Origin of the sequence: Paludibacter sp., from assembly GCF_009712605.1 — a bacterium.
Lineage (GTDB): Bacteria > Bacteroidota > Bacteroidia > Bacteroidales > Paludibacteraceae > Microbacter.
This window is the reverse complement of record NZ_WASO01000002.1, coordinates 116,915-136,587: the sequence shown is the minus strand read 5'-3', so window position 1 is coordinate 136,587 and position 19,673 is coordinate 116,915. Positions and strand designations below refer to the sequence as shown.

Sequence of the window (19,673 nt, the reverse complement as noted above, 5' to 3'; positions counted from 1 at the left end):
AGAGCATGTCAATCTATCTTTCACTATTGCGGGGAATCAATATTGGCGGGCACAAGAAAATCAAAATGTCCGACCTGAAGGCATTGTACGAATCGCTCGGGTTCGGACAGGTAACTACCTATATCCAGAGTGGAAACGTGCTGTTCTCAGCAGAAACAAACGAGGCCGACGACATTCTTTCGCTCCGCATCAGTAAGGCAATAGAAGATCGTTTCGGATTTGATGTTCCTGTTGTTGTCCGAACAAAGGAAGAGATGCTACAGATCGTCGCTCAAAATCCATTTACCGCAGAGGCAGAAGCTGCTCCCGACAAATTAGTCGTGATGTTTTTAGGTTCGGTTCCCGACGTCACGACCCTTGAAAAGATCAAAGCCAAGATTACAGACAACAGTCGCTTTGCCTTTATTGGGAACTCGCTCTACTTTTTCTACCCAGACGGCTACGGACAAACCAAATGGCACTCCAATTTCTTCGAAAAGCAGCTCCGCACCACCGTCACCGCGCGCAACTGGGCAACAACCTGCAAACTGGCTGCAATGGTGGCTGATCTATAATTCCATTTTTAAGTCGGGTTTCGTTACCATCTATCGTTTTCATATTGCGAGTTGGAACTCGCACCACCCATTTTACGGATGCAGCATCTCTGGGTGCAGCGACTTCCAAGTCGCTGAATTTCACAACGGATTTAGAGTAATCCGCCTGAGATTCTCTACTCCAACTATCCTAACAGGTGTCTTTAAAATAAAAGCACACGGAATAACCCGGAGTCCGGCTTACCCGTGTGCGGAAAATATAGTTGGGATGTTATTTCAGCTTCTTCGATATCCAGTTGTCGACGGAGAATTTACCGCTACCGCCAATGAGAATCGAAATGGCGAGACCCAGTACGAGAATGAAATATTCAATTCCTTCGCCTTTCTGTGCACCAAACCAATTCATAAAGAAACCATTGTGAACATGCCCGCCCAAAAACATTGCTCCGAAAAACGTCAGCGTGATTGAAAAAGCCATAAATCGGGTAGCTGTGCCTAAAATAAGACCTATACTTCCCAAAAACTCGGCTGACATCACCAAAAGCACAAGTATAACCGGCATCCCCATCTGGCCGTGCATAAATCCGAGTGTTGCACTGAATCCGTTACCGCCGAAAGCGCCTAAAACTTTTTGCATACCGTGAGGTAAAATCACCGCCCCAAGGGCTAATCTGCTTACGAGCAACGACCACGATTGTGTATTCGTTGATAAAAATTGTTTGATCATATTATTCTAAATTTTGACTGTAAATAAATTCTGTTTTCGTTACGACCTCATCCGCCCTACGGGCACCTTCTCCCAAGGAGAAGGCAAATCTGCTAAACGAACTGTTTTTCTCCCTCTCCTTGGGAGAGGGTTGGGGAGAGGTCATTAAAAATACATTGGAACTTCCATTACCAGAAGTTGTGTTTGTTTGTTTGCTTTGATTGAAATAGTTTCGGTTTCCCACACTCCGAAACCGTCGCGTCGGTTCAGTTTTTGACCTGCCACCTCCGCTTCTCCATCTATCACGAAGAAGTAAACTCCATCGCCGGGATTCTTCAATTTGTATTCGCCGGTCCATTCCTCCGACAAATCGCCCAGATGAAACCATGCATTCTGATGAATCCATACGCCCTGATCGTCGGGATTGGGTGAAAGAACCTGATAGAGTTCATCTTTTTTTGCCACGTCAGCCAGCGAAATCTGGTCGTAACGGGGTGTCACATTTTTCTTATTGGGAAAAACCCAGATCTGTAACAGCGAGGTATCGCCAAAACCGTCTTTGCTGTATTCGCTGTGGAAAATACCTGTTCCGGCACTCATCACCTGCACTTCGCCCGAGCGGATAATTTCGCTGTTGTACATGCTGTCCTTGTGCTCGACCGCGCCATGCAACGGAATGGTAACTATTTCCATATTATCGTGAGGATGTGTATCGAATCCCTCTCCCTCAGCAATCGTATCGTCGTTGAGCACCCGAAGCGCTCCGAAATGAACCCTTTCGGGATTGTAATAGTTGGCAAAACTAAAGGTATGGTAGGTATTGAGCCAGCCATGATAGGCATGTCCCCTGCTTGTTGCTGTATGAAGTATTGTTTTCATTATCCTGATGTTTTAGCTGTTGTAATACTAAGCGACTTGGAAGTCGCTTGTCCCGTGTTTTTTGATATGACAAAGGTACGGCAGCAAAAAAGCGGTCGAAGTACGTAAATCAGGGGAATGATTGCAAAAATCAGGACTAATGCACCGAAGCGCGAAATTCGGAAGGGGTTTGCCCCGAAATTTTCTTGAAGAAATTGTTGAAATGAGCCGCTTCCTCGAAACCGAGAGAGAAAGCCAACTCTTTGTTGGATACGGGAGTAAAGATGAGCGCACGTTTTGCCTCGGTCAGCAGTTTGCTCTGAATCATCTCTTTGGCCGACTTGCCGGTAAGCGCTTTTACTGTTTTGTTAAGGTAGTCGCCGGTCACGGCCATCTCTGCGGCATAATCGGACACCATGTGCCACGAAGCATAGTGCTCGTCGAGCATTTTTTTGAAGTTACGCAGCAAATGATTACTTGTCTCCACCATTTGCGGATTGTGCAGTTTGTGCATGGAGCAGTGGTTGTTGCTCTGAATAAGAAACAACTTCACCAGCGAACCGACCGCCTCCAGCTTGTAGTTTTCTATCGACTGCGCAAAATGAAACATCTGCTCCACCAAACCGACGTAGACCGGCATATCCTCATCGCGAATAGGCAGAGGAGGTGACTGTCCGTAATCGCTGAAGAGGTACAAATCGTTAATCATCTTGTCGGGGATGGCATTACGAATCAGGAACTGTTCGGTGAAGGTAATAGCCCATCCTTTCGGCTCGCTCTTCATAATCACCTGATGCATCTGTTGTGGTAGCAAAAAGTAGATGGTCTGGTTTTCTACCTTGTAAGTAGTAAAATCGACCACATGCTCTCCCTCTCCGTTTTCAATAAAAATGATGGAATAGTAGTCGTGACGATGCGGCACATCGGGAGCTCCGTTGTTTTTGCGATAAATATCTTCCATCCGTTTCAGGCCGAAACCAGAAGTCTCGAAGAGATGATCGTCGATCAAGTGAGTTACTATTTCGGGGGTCTGTTCCATTGCAATGCAAAAATAGCACGATTCTCCCGGATTCCGATGCCCGGCACAAAAATCTTCCGTTGTAATATTGGTTACACTTTTCAAACGCTGAAGCACTCTATCTTTGCACAAGAAAACAAACAAAACACCACATAACAATGAAACGGACAATTATCAAGATAGACGAAGAAAAGTGCAACGGTTGCGGACAATGCGTCACTGGTTGCCACGAAGGTGCGTTGCAACTGATAGACGGAAAAGCCCGCATGGTAAGCGAACTCTTTTGCGATGGACTTGGTGCCTGTATCGGCGAATGCCCGGTGGAAGCCATCGAACTGGAAGAGCGCGAAGCCGAGCCCTACAGCGAAACAGCTGTAATGGAACGCATTGCTACCAAAGGTGAGAAAACGATTCTGGCACACCTCCGTCATCTCAAAGAACACGGCGAAACGGGCTATCTGCAAGAGGGTGTTAAATATCTTCAGGAACACAACATTCCGGTTGACCTGAGTTCAATCCGCAACAAGCCGACTGCCGCTATGATGCAGGCACACGGTCATCATCAGGGCTGTCCGGGTTCGAAGAGCTTTGCATTTGCCGGAACAGAAACAAAAACAATACAGGGAGACACTGCATCGCAACTTCGTCAATGGCCGGTACAACTCCACTTGCTCAATCCGCATGCCGGTTATTTCCAGGGAGCAGATGTGCTGCTGGCTGCCGACTGTGCCGCTTTTGCTGCCGGTAATTTCCATTCGGCATACCTCAAAAATAAGGTTTTAGCTATTGCCTGTCCGAAACTGGACGATGGCAAAGATTCGTATATTGCCAAACTGACGGCCATGATCAACGAATCGAACATCAACACGCTGACGGTAGTACGCATGGAAGTGCCCTGTTGCGGGGGTCTCACGCAATTAGCCCAGATTGCCCTTCAACAAGCAGAAAGAAAAGTACCGTTAAAGGAAATTATACTCAACGTACAGGGCGAGCAACTAACAGAACGCTGGATCTGATCAGAGAGAAAACCAGTAGGAAAGTTTCACTAAAAAGACATTATTAACGGTGCCTTTTGAAAGTCCCCGAAAAATAGCAGTTACAGGCTCGTGACTCGGATTTTGATAGCTTGTGATTTCGTTAGACCATACAAAATAGAGCTGAGAACCGGCTCGATACTCCCAACGGAGTACAAAATTAGATCTGAATTGATAGTAATTGAAATCGGGGTTGGAGACTGAATAATCGGTTTTTCCATCCCCGTTTTCGTCTATTTGATAAGCATCGTCCTTATAATTGGAAGTATCCAGGAGCGTAAAACGCTTTTCGAATGATTTATTGCACGGATCTGTAATATGCTTGAATGCGGAGTATTTGCCCACAGACGAATAAGGACTGCCGTAATATTGCAGTGATAATTCCGGTGTCAGGTTACAATCGGCACGAAAAGTAGCCCCCAGCGTTTTCTGATTAATCGTAGCCATGATAGGTTTGTCGCACCCTCCGTCAGAAGCACAACCCACATACTGCAAAACATTATCATTCAAAGCATAACTCAGATTAAGCGAGAATTTCAACAGAGAAATCGGCTGAACAGTAAAAGTTGTGGAATATTGAGAGCCTTTCCCTTGCTTATTTGGGAAATTGCGAATGTAATTCAGGGAGCAATACGCGGCTTTAGAATCATCAGTTTTAATATAAAAATATTCCTGCCAGTTACCCGGAACATACATAGCCGGGCCTCCCCTAAGAATGCGTGTATCCAAAGCTTCAGTCGTATAAGTAAGAGAGTTATTTATGCTCCACTTGTTAAGAAACTCGGCATATCCTGCACCTGTAAATGAAGACGATAAATATTGCAACCCGTAATTCCAGTTATTATTCAGATAAGCGATACACGTATAGGTTCTGAAAATAGATACCGGTTTGTTGACAAAATATGCCAGATAATTATTCTGTCTGATAATATCTGCCGTTTGCATATATCCCATATCGTTCAGTTCAAGACCGGGAGAACGGAAGGAAAGTTCCGTATAATACCGCCAAAGACCTTTGCTTCCCTTACCGATTTTAACATCACCACCCCACCCTGACAGAGAGTTGCGTGTACTATCGTAATGGGCATAGGAAATATCAGGTCGCTGCAGGTAACGGGCAGAAGATTGTTGCATTTCCTGCATGGCTTGTTTACTACCGGTGATATAACTTCCAATCATCTTGGCATCAAGGTAGAATTCTTTATCGTTCCACTGATGCAACAGGTCAATACCACCGGTATAGGCATTTCTGTTCAGGAAATCGAGCTGCGCATTATGTATAAAGCGATTCGTGGAAGTAACAATACCTCCAAGGACTGTATTCCCTTGTTTGAAATCCTGCTGCACACGAGCCAGAAAATAATTTGTCAACGGTTCCACCGTAACAGATTTTTGCCCGGTGGCTGTGCTTAACTGTTCATCTTCTTTGGAGGTGGTACTTTGTAAAATACCGAGAGTTAATCCCTTTTCCGTTTTACCCGAAACTTTGACTGCGTCTATTATTGTTGCGTTATCCGTTTTTTTCAGGTATTCATTATCGGCCAAATCAGGAGTATACGATGGTGCATGACCGATACGACGCGAGTAAAACAGATTGACATCATCCACATCAAAAGCAAAAATATTTTTGCCTTCAAGAAAGAACGGACGTTTTTCAGTAAAAAAAGTCTCGAAGGCCGTCAGATTAATTTCCGAAGGATCCGCTTCCACCTGTCCAAAATCAGGATTAAGCGTCATATCTACGGTAAAATTACTCGTCAAACCGATTTTAGCGTCCAAACCTATATTACTTCCCAAAGTATATCCCTTATTGGCAAACGGATTCAGAGGATCTTTCTTGAAGGTTTTTATTTTTCCAAGACCAGACGCAATCATCTCAAAACGTTTTGACTTTGGCAGGTTATCCAACCCCTTCAACAATCCATAGGCATACAATATTCCAGGACCGGTAGATGTTTGCGGCTCCCAATCACTCTCTTCTTTAAAACGGCTAATCCATCGCCAGCAATGAAGCCCCCAAACCTGATTTTTAGAGCGGCTATAGCGAAGTTGTGAAAAAGGGATAGCCATTTCGGCAGTCCAGGCTGAATCTTCAAGAGCAGTTTTGGCATACCAGACCGCATTCCATGTTAAATCAGTATTCCATGGGTTAGTATTGATACCATCCAACTTTTGGCCTGCGGCGGTCACATCAAATTCAAATCCGGTTCGTCTGTCATGATAACTATCAAAACTCACACCAGTGACATCTCCCGACAAAATATCCCGACGTGCAGCCCTGCGCTGAATCTTGCGCGGCTCATTGTCGACGGCTCTGATCCCAACATAAATATTCTTATCGTCGTATAGAATTTTAAGATAAGTAGCTTGTGATGCTTTTGCGCCTTCTTTGGGAATCCATTGAACAAAATCACCTGCCCATTCGCCTACTTGCCAGCACGAATCATTGAGGTGCCCGTCTATTTTAGGTTTGTGAGTAATGTAGTGTGTGGTATATTCACGCAGTGGCTTTACAACCGGCTTTGAAACAGAGTCCTTTGCTTGCTCTGAATGGCTTGGTTTGTTGCGCGCGGCTACCTGAGGTAAAGAAACAACAAAAGCAAACAGCAATAGCCAAAGAGTCCGTTTTCTTTTTAGTGAATCACTCAAAACAGGACTATAATTGGCTCTGTCTGCGCCCAATTCTTTCTTCGCTTTACAAACAAACGTCATCGTATTATGTCAAAACGCCATTAAATATTGACTTTCTCTTTCCAATGAAAACCGTAGCACCAAAGTTAAACAAAAGATTGTAAATAAACGAATATTTCTAAAATTGTTAATTTACCAACTACAATCAACAGTTTTTCTTGCACATAACCTTTCCCATTTATCGAACGGCCATTAATCCAAGCTCTTCAAAACGCAATCACATCAAACTATCTTTATGCTATTTAGATAATTTCTAAATAAAGAAAGAGCTTAAAGCGACATTTAATGACAAGCTCTGAGATGAAATCGAATTTAAGGGCAAGCAGAACAAATCTTTGCTGTCGTATTGTGTAAAATCAGATCTCAGTTTACACAAAAGCTTTCCTGACTTTACTTTTATATATCATCAAAATTGGCTAAATTGCAGCTTAATATTTAACCCTTGAAACAACAGAGCACAACGCTAGTCTTCAAAGATTTACATCTACCAAGATTATACAAATAACGTTATTTTATTATATACAATGGATACACAACTTCTTTTGGGAGCCGAGGCAATAGCTCTTGCTGCCATTGACGCCGGCATTTCCGGTGTTTATGCATACCCCGGTACTCCGTCTACTGAAATTACAGAGTACATACAACAATCTCCCATCGCTCGTCAAAAAGGCGTGCACTCAACGTGGGCAACAAATGAAAAAACAGCTTACGAAGCTGCACTTGGCATGTCATATGCGGGTAAAAGAAGTCTGGTATGCATGAAACACGTCGGACTTAATGTTGCTGCCGATGCCTTTCTTAACTCTGCCATTACCGGTGTGAACGGCGGTATGGTTATTGTAGTAGCTGACGACCCCTCCATGCACTCATCTCAAAACGAACAGGATACCCGCGTTTATGGAAAATTCGCATTCCTGCCTGTTATCGAACCATCCAACCAGCAAGAAACTTACGACGCCATACGTTACGCTTTCGATTTATCGGAACAACAAAATCTTCCGGTGTTATTCAGAGTAACCACCCGCCTCTCTCACTCCCGTGCCGTTGTCAAACAACAACCGCCGCGTGAAGAAAACATATTAAATCCATCAAAGGAAAAACGGAAATGGATATTACTACCTGCCAACGCAAGAAACAACTACCAGCAGTTACTTGAAAAGCAAGCCACTCTGGCGTCGCTATCCGAACAATCGTCCCTGAACAAAACCACTGCAGGAAACGGGTCTAAGGCTATTATTGCTTTCGGGATTGCTTACAACTACGTAATGGAAGTAAAACAGGCAGAAAACCTGAATATTCCGGTGCTAAAAATATCTCAGTATCCATTACCAGACAAGCTTATTAAAGAATTTACCGACCAATACGATGACATTCTGATTGCAGAAGAAGGATATCCTGTTTATGAAGAATACCTAAAGGGTTATTTCGGCAATAAAAAATTCCGTGGTCGCCTCGACGGAGCACTTCCTCGCACAGGAGAGTTGTCTCCCGATGTTGTTGCAAAAGCCATGGGCGTTGACTCGGATGCAAACAGAACCATTCCTTCCATCGTAGCCGGACGTCCGCCTATGTTGTGCCAGGGATGCAGCCACCGCGATGTGTTTGATGCACTGAACACCATCTTTACAGAATATCCCGAACAACACGTCTTTTCCGATATAGGTTGCTATACTCTGGGAGCGCTTCCTCCATTCAATGCCATCAACACCTGTGTGGATATGGGCGCTTCGGTAACAATGGCAAAAGGCGCTGCCGACGCCGGACTCCACCCGGCAGTTGCCGTTATCGGCGACTCAACATTCACACACTCGGGAATTACCGGCTTGTTAGATGCTGTCAATGACAAATCAGCCATTACCCTCATCATTTCCGACAACTCCACCACGGCTATGACCGGAGGTCAGGATTCTGCCGGCACTGGCAAACTTGCAGAAATATGTAAAGGTATCGGGGTAGAAGAATCGCACATTCGCACTTTTGTTCCCTTGAAGAAAAACCACGATGAAAACGTAATGATCCTGAAAGAAGAACTTGAATACAAGGGAGTTTCGGTTATCATTGCACAACGCGAATGCGTACAAACTGCCAGCCGCAAAAAAAGACAGGAAAACAAAAAGTAAAAGATTAAGACCATGCAAACAAACATTATCATAGCCGGTGTGGGCGGACAAGGAATCCTCACCATTGCATCCATCATAGACTTGGCTGCCATGCAACAAGGACTGCAAGTAAAACAGGCTGAAGTACACGGAATGAGCCAACGTGGCGGAGCCGTAGAGTCGCATCTACGCATTTCGGACAGTGTTATTTATTCTGATCTCATTCCAAAAGGGAAAGCCAACCTTATTCTCGCGATAGAACCGATGGAATCGTTGCGTTATTTACCATTTCTTGCTCCGGATGGAATAATTGTAACCGCCACCGAACCATTCAAAAACATAAATAACTACCCCGACGAGCAGGCTATTAAAGATGAAATAGCCCAAACCGGCAAGCATATTTTCGTCGATGCAGAGAATCTGGCACGCGAAGCTGGCAATCTAAAAGCATTCAACACGGTGATGCTTGGCGCAGCAGCCAACTATATAGGCATCAGCAAAGAGGCTCTTGAAAAAGCTATCGAAAGTTATTTTTCTTCAAAAGGAGAAGCTGTTGTTCAACTCAACATTAAGGCATTCCGCTTAGGGACTGCTGCCATCTGATTAAATTACGATTTCATGGATAAATACCAACAATATTTCACCGCGGACAAGTTCGCTATGAGCAACGGGATAGAGCTCGTCGAGTGCTCTCCCGGCCATGCCAGAGCGACAATCAAAATAGAGAACCGACACCTCAATGGTGCCGGAGTAGTGCACGGCGGATTACTGTTTACCCTCGCCGACTTCTGTTTTGCTGCCGCTGTCAATTCGTATGGATTTATCACGCTATCAATCAATGCCTCCATATCATTCTTTGCAAAAAGCACAGAAGGCACATTGACCGCGGAAGCCAAAGAAATCGCGCGAAGCAATAAATTATGTACCTGCGACATCAACATTTTTAACGAGAATGGTACATTATTGGCCAACTTCAAAGGCACTGCCTACATCACACCAAAAACCATCGAATTCTAACTTTGGATGCCTGTCAAGCTGCTTACATATTCAAACCTCAATTGTTTTACTGAACAAATACTCCACTTTAGCTCTACCCGTCAGGGTGGAGTAAGCAGTGGCGAATATGCCTCGTTAAATTTGGGGAACTTTTCCGATGAAAGCAGAGAAAATATCCTCCAAAACCGACAGATTCTTTGTGATGCGCTTGGCATTCACGTGAATCGCTTAATTGGAGCGCATCAGGTACACGGCATCAACGTCAAAGTTGTAGACAACAGATTGCTCGAAATGGAGGAAAATGACAGAAAAGCCTCTTTAGAAGGATTTGATGCGCTTATATGCAACACGCCGGGCATTTGCATCACGACAACAACCGCCGATTGCGTACCTATCCTCCTATTTGACCCTGTAACGCGAAGTATTGGAGCTATCCATTCGGGCTGGCGCAGCACATTAAATAACATCACCGGATGCACGATAGAGGCTATGCAAGAAAAGTTCGGAGTAAAACCGGTTAATCTAATTGCAGCGATAGGACCCTGCATCAGCGGAGCCGTTTACGAAGTGGGATGCGAGCTGGAATCTCAATTTCATATCAACGGATTCGACACGCATCAGTTTTTCATTCAAAAGAACGAAGATAAATTTCTATTCAACATTCGACTGGCAGTGCAAAAACAACTGGAAGCGGCTGGAGTATCCAATATTGAAGTATCGCCTCACTGCACGTTCAACGAACCTGACCTTTTCTTTTCGGCACGCCGTCAGGGAATCCATTCAGGACGCATGTTAAGCGGCATCTGCTTAAAAAAATAATTCTATACTTTCCGTACCCCTCAAAAAAAAACAATCTCCAACTTTGACAGTTGAAGATTGTCTCATACTCCAATTAACTCATTATTTTTCTCTCTAGATTTGGAATATTAATGAACGTTTGCCTCACGGCAATTATATATCAAAAAGTAAAACCAAAATGTAATTGGATGTATGATGATTGCTTTTGGTGTTGCAAAATTAGAGGTTATTACCGATCCCGGACTTATCAATTCATACAAAATAGCGTACGATTTGACAAAACAACGGTCAAATGGTAAAATTCAGAACACAATTACCCGAACCTTCTTTATGCAAGAATACGCTTTTGCTGACACCATTCGGAAGGAGAAATACCGGTCTCAGTCTTAAATTGACGACTAAAATTTGAAGGTTCACTATAACCTACCATTTCAGATATCTGACTCAAGGAATATTCAGGATTTTCCTGTAACAAACGAATAGCCTCATCGATACGAAGCCGGCGAATCCATGAATTAAAATTAACACCTTCTTCTTTATTGATAAAACCGGACAGCGTCGTTCGACCCACCTTCAAATATTGAGCCATATCTTCAATATTTACCCCCATACGGGTATAATATTTTTCTTTCAATACTTTACTCTTAAGCTCTGTCCACGAAAAACGATTATTGACTTTCAGGTGAACTTCAGGTATCGGAATAACGGGTGAAATGACAGGCTCTATCTTTATAAAGGTTCTGGGATATTGAATATAGCAGGCACCAAATCCCACATAATATACAACACAACACAACGTAAAGACAATTTCCCACACAAAAGAGAATAGACACATCATAAACACACCAAATATCCCCAATGACAAGGCCGAATAATAACAGATAGATACCCACCGGATATGTATCTTATAACCATCAGAAAAATAATCATCTAACGCCTTATCATAATTCTTCACTTCACGAATGAATATTGTTGTCAAATACCCAAGCTGAATCACAAAAAACAGCCAAAAACACTCTCTGATAACGATTGGCGGTATCAGGCTAAGTTTCACTAAAGCATCTAAATTACTAATCTCCGGATTTCCCCAACGCAGAGCAACCAAAGTATAAACAAGATCAAAAGCGATTATCGGGCTCACATGTTTAAGCAGATATTTTCTGGTCACTTTGGCAGGATTAAGCAAAATGACCAATGCCATGGTAAATAAAATAGCTTGCAGCGATGAGATATTCAAATTTATCACTGATAACAAATCCACTTCCGGTTCGTCAATGGCTTCTGATATTAAAACCAAAAAGGCAAATAGAAAATAAGCGGCACCTAAAGTACGGAGGGAAACCTTATAACTCTTTAATCCTTTCAAATTAGGAGGTAAAGGAAAGGCAAAAAAAACGATAGCAAACACCAAACAACTTATAATCAGGGTCGTATTTACATATAAAGTAATAGAACTATCCATCTGACAGCTTTTTGTGTTATAACCTTTCTTTAAGTAAAGACCAAAGGATACTTGTGAGCATTTTGCGACCGCAAATATACAATTTTTAATCTAAACAAATATTTACAATAACATTTCAGAAATAAATAGCCTCAACACCAAAATTAGAGATAAAAACCAACATAACATTTAATTAACCACCATATTTTCATATCCCCATCAAAACAAAATGCAAGTACCATTCACTACATAAAAATTCAATTATAATTTCCAATAAGAAATTATTAAGAAAACATTATTTAACCATAAACAAGTCGGAATGAAATATCATATGTATCTAATATTTTACAAATTACATCCAAATACTACCTGAATTCAACATTATATATTTGAATTTAATTAACGTTAAATCACGTTAATTTCACCTCAATTAAAATCTATTTTTCATTTGTAATACTATATTTGTGAAAGTATAATTCTACATAATTATTTTCACATCACCGTAATATTACTTACGACTCATAGGGAAATTTTACTATTACTGAAAGCATTGCATATTCTTTTTGAAGCACTTGTTATTACAACTGATATTCTAACAAACTAAACCTCAAGACTGTATGAAAAAAGACACATTACATTACAGGAAGCCAAACGCGTTGAGCGCACAAGAGAGGTTGAATAATACTGGAAAAAACTCATCACAAAACAACCAACCTGCTACACCAATAAGCAGAAACGATGTCGGCTCTTTCATCATTGAGTCAACCATTTATTCTTCGGTCGTTTTAAAAAAGCCACACACTCCCTGGTTCGATTGGGGGTAATCTTCTAAAGAGAACTTTTCTGATTTTGTAGCTTCTCATTTTCTATTTTTACTGATGTATGCAGCAATAATGTTGCAGATCAGACTATTCCTATTATAGTTTATATGATGGGCAGGCGACGCGTCACCCTCAAACCACAAATACAACACAACGTAAACAATTGTATAATTGATACTTATACAAACAATATTTTCACCATCCATTACATTCAAATTGTTTCATCTGTCAAATTTTGTTGATTACGAACCCTAATACCTGAACAGTATGGAAGAAAATAGCATCCTTTCCTCGTACAACAGACGTTCTGTCGTCAGACTACCCCTCAGACCCACTCTTTTCAATTCGGATTTTGACCTACAAGCCGAAAACATATTAATTCCTTACAGAAAAGGGACTAAGTGGGGGTTCTCCAACCTTCAAAAGAGATTAATTATTCCATGTAAATATGACGCTGTTCGGAAATTCAAAAACGGAATTGCCTTCGTATCAAAGAATAACAAATGGGGCATAATTACTAATAATGGCAATGAACTGATAAACTGTCATTACGATGCTATTGATGTGAATACCGAAACGATTTTATCTGTAAAACAAGGAGGCAAATGGGGCTTAACAGATATATTTGGAATGGAAATTATTCCATGTAAATATGATTTTATCAGCAAATTTCACAATGGATATGCCGAAGTGGAAAACGACGACAAAAGAGGAATTCTTTCTATCTCTGGTAAAGAAGTTTTGCCTGTCAGATATCGTAATCTAAAGAATTTCGGGAATGGGTATTTTGCCGCTTGCACAAATAAACTCTGGGCATTGGTTGACAGTTCCGGTCATGAAATCACCCCTAGCAGATTTAATAGCATCGATATTTTTGGCAGTTCATTATTTCGGGTTAGTGACAATCGGAGATGGGGCATTATTGATTCCGATGGGACAGAAATCGTTCCCTGTCATTACACGGTCATGGAAAGCATAAACAACGGTTTATGCAAAGTCAAAATCAATGGGAAATGGGGATATATTGACAAAACCGGAGCGATCGCCGTACCGTGTATATACAAGCAAATAGGAGATTTCTCTGACGGACTGGCACGCTGTTTACATAACGGCCAATGGGGATTTGTCGACACAGCCGGTCTCGAAGTCATTACCTGCAAATATGATATGGTCAATGATTTTCATGAGCATTTAGCCGGAGTTTGCAAAAACAATCGTTGGGGCATCATTAACAATTTTGGCGAAATAAAAGCTCCGTTTCAATACTCTTTTATTGGCAATTTCTCTAACGGAAAAGCAGAAATTGCCGTTAATGACAGACTAGGCGTTATCAATAAAAACTTTAGAGTAATGCTATTTTCAGGATATGAATCCATTAAGTCAATCTGCAAAAACACTTACGGGGTACATCTAAATGGCTACTGGAACCTGATAAATCCAGCCGGTCTCTCCTTAACATCCACCGTTTATGATGCAATTGCACGATTCAATGACACGATGATTCTCGTAAAAATCAGAGGAAAATGGGGCATTATTGATTACACAGGAAGAGAGATTGTACCGTGCAGGTATGATAAGATTGAAGAACCTCACGATGAAGTGGCCCGCGTATACAACAAATCTCTTGCCGGATTAATCAATACCAGAGGAGAGGAAATCGTCAGATGCAAATATAAACATATCGGAAAATTCTCAAACGGGTTGGCTTGGGTAGAGGCAAATTCAAAATCAGGATTCATTAACAAAGGCGGTCAGGAAACAATACCCTGCAAGTATAAATGGGTCTGGGAGTTCGAAGATAACCTTGCCATCGCGGGTCTTGACAATAACACAATCGGATTCGTACATAGTAACGGCTCCACATATTGGGAGGACTAATTTTTCAACTCAATAAAAACCTATCGGTTCAAAAGAGTCTGTTATAACAATTCAAAGAAATCATTAGTCAATGATTCATTATTCAGAAAATACAACCCGATATTTATTCCATATAAGAGACTAAATATTAGAATAAACCGGCATAACAATTCTTATTTTAACTACTTAGCATTTACACCATTTAACCAAATCATGATCCGATTTAACCCACCATAAAAATCAATTCATTCTTTTCGGGATTATATTTGCAATGTGCAACTGATCCTCCACTGTGACTCTCTGTATTTTAAGCGCAATGCCGATTGCAGTTTTTCTGAAATACGTGATGTATCTGAAACTCTTTCTGCCAATGATTTTCTCCAACAAGAACCTTCAACAAACAAAACATGAGAACAAGAACTTTGCACCACACAAGGACTGTAACAGGAAGACTATCTACTACCCGCAAGCAAATTCTTCCGCCCCAACAAGACAGTAACAACGAGAGAATGATTGTGACCACCACTCTGCCTGACAATAGAGAGAAAGCGCCTATAACAATCACTGTTGTAAGCAGTAGTGTCGTTTGGTATGACTGGGGTTAAACCTAAAAAACCAATTCTATCGCACTATAAGACAGTTATCCGGCTTTTTTGTTTTCCGAAATAGATAACCCGCATCACATTCATTCCCTACCAGATCATCAGTCAGCGCTTAAGCCAACACGAAACAAACACTATTGCACAACATGACACACCCATCCCTGAACATCCTGATGAAACTCCTTTTAGCGTCGGGAGAAGGCATAGAGAAACGTCTTCTCCATATATAAATTCCCATTGGAGAGCATACACAATCCGTTATGCGGACCCCACAATACTGTAAAACATTTTAAGATCGGGCAATCGAAAGAAGGAGAACTCCAAGCTCCTTCAACTTTCAACTAAACTTCTATCATTTACAGAATTTTAGCTGTACACATATCTCTTACCATTATCTAAAGAGTCAATCAATCAAAATCTCATTATGGTTACCGGCAAACCAGAAATAAGACTTGGCAGACCTCAGGCAATAAGGCTGAATAAATGGACTATACGAAAATTTAAACCGACAGGAGTTGCGACCGACAATCTTTTAATTCCTTACAAAAAAGGAGACAAATGGGGCTATTGCAATACGATACAAAAAGTCATCATTCCATGTGTTTATGAGGAAGCCTGCCTATTCTGGTGCGGCAACGCAACAATTAAAGCAAATCAAAAATGGGGGCTCATAGACTATACAGGCAAAGAAATTTACCCATGCAGATATGATTCTATAGAACGGTTGAACGATGGCAAAATAATTCTCAAACAAAACAACAAATACGGATTAGCCACCAAAACAGGGAAAAGGCTTACAAGCTGCAAGTATGATTATATCGGTAACTTCACAGACGGATACGCCGAAGTGGAACTAAACGGCAAATGGGGCGCTATAAACAACTTTGGAGAAGAAATTTTAGTATGCGCACACGAGAACATTAAATATCTTGGCAACGGCTTATTTAGTATTAAGGCAAATAGAAAATGGGGTGTAGTTGATTACACCGGATGTGAATTAATTACCTGCAGGTACAACGATATTGAAAAATTCGAGAAAAATTTGCTAAAGGTCAAAATAGATAAAGATTGGAGCTTAATTGAGCTTGTTTGTAAAGACAAGCGTACCTGCAGGTATTTTGAAATTGAATCGCTTGCCAACAATATTGCCCGCGTTAAAAGAAACGGGAAATGGGGATACTTGGATGCGTCAGGAAAAGAAACCGTTACTTGCTCTTTTCAATTTATCGACCAGTTTATTAACCAAATGGCCAGATGCCAAAAAGACGGATACTGGGGATATACCGATATCGATGGAAATGAAATAATTCCGTACAAATACGATACAATCGGGCAGTTTTACGATGGATTAGCCATTGTTCAGACTGATTTTCACTGGGGAGCAGTAAATACGAAGGGAGACGTAGTGATTGCATGCAAGTTTGACTACATAGGCCACTTTTCAGACAACATCGCCGAAATCTCCATAAATGGGAAAGTTGGATGCATCAACCGAAAAGGGAAGATAATAGTTCCTTGCAGATACGAAGCCGTCAAATCAATTTGCGAGGGATTGATTGGCGTCTATTCCGAGGGATTTTGGGGCATTTTCGACACACATGAACAAGAAATTGTATCATGTATGTATGACGCAGTGAGAAAATTCACCAGTTTTATGGCCTGTTTCAAATTAAACGGGCAATGGGGCATAATCGACTTCAACGGCACTGAGATTGCCCCTTGCATATACGACGCAATCGAGCCTCTCATTAACGGGTTAGCACGAGTAAAACGCGATGGCAAATTTGGTTTAATCGACATCACAGGCCGAGAAATAACACCTTGCAATTATCAGTTTATCGGGCAGTTTTCGGAAGGAATGGCATGGGTCGAAGCGGACGGACTTGCAGGGTTTATCAACAAAAAAGGACGACTAACCATTTCCTGTAAATACAAATGGGTATCGGATTTCAAAAATGGTCTGGCACTCGTTAGAACACAAGACGACACAAAAGGATATATCAATACAAATGGTTTAGAATACTGGAGTCACTAAAAAACATCCCGGCTTTCGGATCAAGCGATCTTTAAGCCGGGATGCTTTGTTTTTATTTTCTGATTTCTTTTACCTTCATATAAATCCAGCCGATGTTGATGGCCGAGAGAGCGACGACAATATAAACGCCCCACAGAATATAATTCCAGGCCAGATTACCATCATCGATATGAATACTGGTATTGAAACTGGCGGTATATTGTCCCCTGAAGTAATTCACCAACACCAATGCTATCAGCAAAATCACCACATTGAGAATCACCACCAGATATTGATAAGGCTTCGCTATTTTCTCGGTCGAGAAGCCCATCAGCGAGAGATTTTCTATTTTGGTATGATTCTTCTGAATGAGCAAGTTGATACTCAGCAGCATTAACCCAAGAGCCAGCAGGGTAATAATAATCCCCACCCCCATCACAATAAGAATAAGGGTACGCAAAAAAGACGATGCCTGCCCTGCCGATGCCTTATCGTTGGCTATTTCATACTGATGAGATGCGAAATACTCGCCCAGTTTCGGATCGGTAACATTATGTGGCTCGATAATTACACGGGAAGGTTGTGCGCTGCCCGTTCCAAACTGAGCATTGGCCCAATCCATGAATTCCTGAGGTACCAAAATGGAATTGATCCGGTCTGTAAATCCAACTATCCGGCTTTGAAAAACAGCATCTTTGCCGTTACCCGACAGCTCTATATTCATATTTAACAAACCGATAGTTTTTTCAGATAACTGCGGCAATCCCTGACTGGGAGCAAATCCAAAATTGTAAAGCGTCAGATACGAACGGGGAATGATGATTGGGATAAAATTGGCATTCCGGCTCCATCTCCAGTCCGTAGAGTTGATGTCCAGAAAAGTATCGGGCACAGATTCAAAGAAGAGCATTGTACCGAAATTTGCCACCTTTCCCGAAATAGCTGTAGAAGCATACACGCGGAATGTTGCCGCGGTGAATCCGGCCATCCGTTTCACAAAAGGCTGCGACTGCACTTCCGCCATTTCATTTTTCGAAAACTCGGTAGAACTGATCTTCAGCGTTTTCAGAAGAGAAACTTTCTTACTAACGACCAAGTAGTCACGGGCAAAAACGCCCTCCTTGGCACTGAATACCGGTTGCAGATCGTTATAAAATTGCAGGGAGAGCAACACGATAGTAAGCCCCAGCAGCGTGGCGGCAACATAACCGGCCAATTGCCCTGCCACAATATTTTTGCGTAATAATTTCCAGAGTAACATAATCCTGATTTGGGGATTTGGGAATTTAGAAATTTGAGGATTACAAATGAAGCAACGAATTGATTCAATCTAAATTTTCACATCCTCAAATCTTCACATTCTCAAATCATATTGATTTTACATATTCAGTTTTTCGTCGTATTCAAAGAAATAGGGATCACCGAGAGAGCAGAGCATAAGACTTGCACCGCGTTCTTTCAGTTCGGCACTCACCATATTGCAGATAGTGCGTTGGTTTACTTCATCGAGGTGACTAAACGGCTCGTCAAGCAAAAGGAAATCGAAAGGCTGGCACATGGCACGAATAATGGCCACACGTTGTTGTTGTCCGTAAGAGATAAACCGGAGCGGAATATCCTTCTTTTCCGGAATTCCAAGGGTTTCGAGCATCTGCATCATCTTTTGATCGGAGAGATAGCCGGTTTGGTGATTCTTCAACTGAAGATTTTCCCAAACAGTAAGCTCCGGAAAAAGACGGAAACCCTGAAAAACCAGACTGATATTGTGCTGGCGAACCTTATTCCAGTCGCGCACTTTGAATGAATGAAGCGATGCTCCGTCGAAGGTAATAGAGCCCTGAAAATCGTGGCGACGTCCGTACAGGAAGTCGAAAAACGAAGATTTTCCGGTACCCGATTCGGCGGTGATCAGGTAGTGTTTGCCGCGTGTAAACGAATGATCCTTAAACCACACTTCCGACGATTTGGATGCAATGTCGGCAATAGGATCAGGAACAATGTCGTGTATTTCTATTGTTTGCACTTTGTATAATGAATAATTAAAAATGAAGCACTATTTTTTACCATTAAGGCATGAAGATTATTAAGCAGCTCTTTATATCACTCGATGTTCTCTTGATTTCACAAGAAAATCGGGTTAACCACAAAGAACACAAAAGAACTTCAACCCTAAGGCAACTCTATATTTCTTAACTTCTTAATGTT

Annotated in this window: 16 protein-coding genes; 9 read left to right on the top strand and 7 right to left on the bottom strand. The window is 41.8% G+C overall.

The window, feature by feature from the left end:
- Window positions 1-5: 5 nt before the first annotated feature.
- Entirely contained in the window at window positions 6-554 is a 549-nt protein-coding gene (locus F8N35_RS03560; protein WP_293049976.1) for a DUF1697 domain-containing protein, read from the top strand.
- A gap of 250 nt (window positions 555-804) precedes the next feature.
- Here F8N35_RS03560 and F8N35_RS03555 read toward each other — a convergent pair whose 3' ends face one another.
- From F8N35_RS03555 to F8N35_RS03545, 3 genes are all read right to left on the bottom strand, one after another.
- Window positions 805-1,260 (bottom strand): DoxX family protein, encoded by a 456-nt coding sequence (locus F8N35_RS03555; RefSeq protein WP_293049975.1) that lies wholly within the window; start codon window positions 1,258-1,260, stop codon window positions 805-807.
- A 144-nt stretch (window positions 1,261-1,404) separates the two neighbouring features.
- Window positions 1,405-2,118 (bottom strand): pirin family protein, encoded by a 714-nt coding sequence (locus F8N35_RS03550; RefSeq protein ID WP_293049974.1) that lies wholly within the window; start codon window positions 2,116-2,118, stop codon window positions 1,405-1,407.
- Between the two features lie 136 nt (window positions 2,119-2,254).
- Window positions 2,255-3,136 carry a helix-turn-helix domain-containing protein gene (locus F8N35_RS03545; RefSeq protein WP_293049973.1) on the bottom strand — a complete coding sequence of 294 codons (882 nt, stop codon included), beginning with the start codon at window positions 3,134-3,136 and terminating at the stop codon, window positions 2,255-2,257.
- A gap of 137 nt (window positions 3,137-3,273) precedes the next feature.
- On the opposite strand from F8N35_RS03545, the gene F8N35_RS03540 reads away from it, so the two are divergent.
- Window positions 3,274-4,131: a 4Fe-4S binding protein gene (locus F8N35_RS03540; RefSeq protein ID WP_293049972.1), complete on the top strand. Its 858-nt coding sequence runs from the start codon at window positions 3,274-3,276 to the stop codon at window positions 4,129-4,131.
- Here F8N35_RS03540 and F8N35_RS03535 read toward each other — a convergent pair whose 3' ends face one another.
- Entirely contained in the window at window positions 4,132-6,861 is a 2,730-nt protein-coding gene (locus tag F8N35_RS03535; RefSeq protein ID WP_293049971.1) for a DUF5916 domain-containing protein, read from the bottom strand. It abuts the gene before it with no gap.
- A gap of 503 nt (window positions 6,862-7,364) precedes the next feature.
- On the opposite strand from F8N35_RS03535, the gene F8N35_RS03530 reads away from it, so the two are divergent.
- From F8N35_RS03530 to pgeF, 4 genes are read left to right on the top strand one after another with little or no spacing between them, the layout of a single operon-like run.
- Window positions 7,365-8,960: a thiamine pyrophosphate-dependent enzyme gene (locus F8N35_RS03530; RefSeq protein ID WP_293049970.1), complete on the top strand. Its 1,596-nt coding sequence runs from the start codon at window positions 7,365-7,367 to the stop codon at window positions 8,958-8,960.
- 12 nt (window positions 8,961-8,972) lie between these two features.
- Window positions 8,973-9,542 carry an indolepyruvate oxidoreductase subunit beta gene (locus F8N35_RS03525; RefSeq protein WP_293049969.1) on the top strand — a complete coding sequence of 190 codons (570 nt, stop codon included), beginning with the start codon at window positions 8,973-8,975 and terminating at the stop codon, window positions 9,540-9,542.
- Window positions 9,543-9,557: 15 nt separating this feature from the next.
- Complete coding sequence (locus F8N35_RS03520; RefSeq protein ID WP_293049968.1) at window positions 9,558-9,956, top strand: PaaI family thioesterase; 399 nt, start codon at window positions 9,558-9,560, stop codon at window positions 9,954-9,956.
- A 6-nt stretch (window positions 9,957-9,962) separates the two neighbouring features.
- Window positions 9,963-10,754, top strand: a complete 792-nt coding sequence (pgeF, locus tag F8N35_RS03515; protein ID WP_293049967.1) for a peptidoglycan editing factor PgeF — start codon at window positions 9,963-9,965, stop codon at window positions 10,752-10,754.
- A gap of 307 nt (window positions 10,755-11,061) precedes the next feature.
- On the opposite strand, the gene F8N35_RS03510 is transcribed toward pgeF, so the two are convergent.
- Window positions 11,062-12,195, bottom strand: coding sequence for an AraC family transcriptional regulator (locus F8N35_RS03510; RefSeq protein WP_293049966.1), 1,134 nt, complete (start codon window positions 12,193-12,195; stop codon window positions 11,062-11,064).
- 1,067 nt (window positions 12,196-13,262) lie between these two features.
- Here F8N35_RS03510 and F8N35_RS03505 point away from each other — a divergent pair.
- The 3 genes from F8N35_RS03505 to F8N35_RS03495 all read left to right on the top strand — a co-directional run bounded on the left by F8N35_RS03505 (window position 13,263) and on the right by F8N35_RS03495 (window position 17,489).
- On the top strand, window positions 13,263-14,873 hold the full coding sequence (locus F8N35_RS03505; protein ID WP_293049965.1) for a WG repeat-containing protein: 1,611 nt from the start codon (window positions 13,263-13,265) through the stop codon (window positions 14,871-14,873).
- Between the two features lie 386 nt (window positions 14,874-15,259).
- Window positions 15,260-15,457 carry a hypothetical protein gene (locus F8N35_RS03500; protein WP_293049964.1) on the top strand — a complete coding sequence of 66 codons (198 nt, stop codon included), beginning with the start codon at window positions 15,260-15,262 and terminating at the stop codon, window positions 15,455-15,457.
- A gap of 421 nt (window positions 15,458-15,878) precedes the next feature.
- Window positions 15,879-17,489: a WG repeat-containing protein gene (locus tag F8N35_RS03495; protein ID WP_293049963.1), complete on the top strand. Its 1,611-nt coding sequence runs from the start codon at window positions 15,879-15,881 to the stop codon at window positions 17,487-17,489.
- A 52-nt stretch (window positions 17,490-17,541) separates the two neighbouring features.
- Here F8N35_RS03495 and F8N35_RS03490 read toward each other — a convergent pair whose 3' ends face one another.
- Both F8N35_RS03490 and F8N35_RS03485 read right to left on the bottom strand, forming a co-directional pair.
- On the bottom strand, window positions 17,542-18,729 hold the full coding sequence (locus F8N35_RS03490; RefSeq protein ID WP_293049962.1) for an ABC transporter permease: 1,188 nt from the start codon (window positions 18,727-18,729) through the stop codon (window positions 17,542-17,544).
- 117 nt (window positions 18,730-18,846) lie between these two features.
- Window positions 18,847-19,491, bottom strand: coding sequence for an ATP-binding cassette domain-containing protein (locus tag F8N35_RS03485; RefSeq protein ID WP_293049961.1), 645 nt, complete (start codon window positions 19,489-19,491; stop codon window positions 18,847-18,849).
- Between the last annotated feature and the right edge of the window lie 182 nt (window positions 19,492-19,673).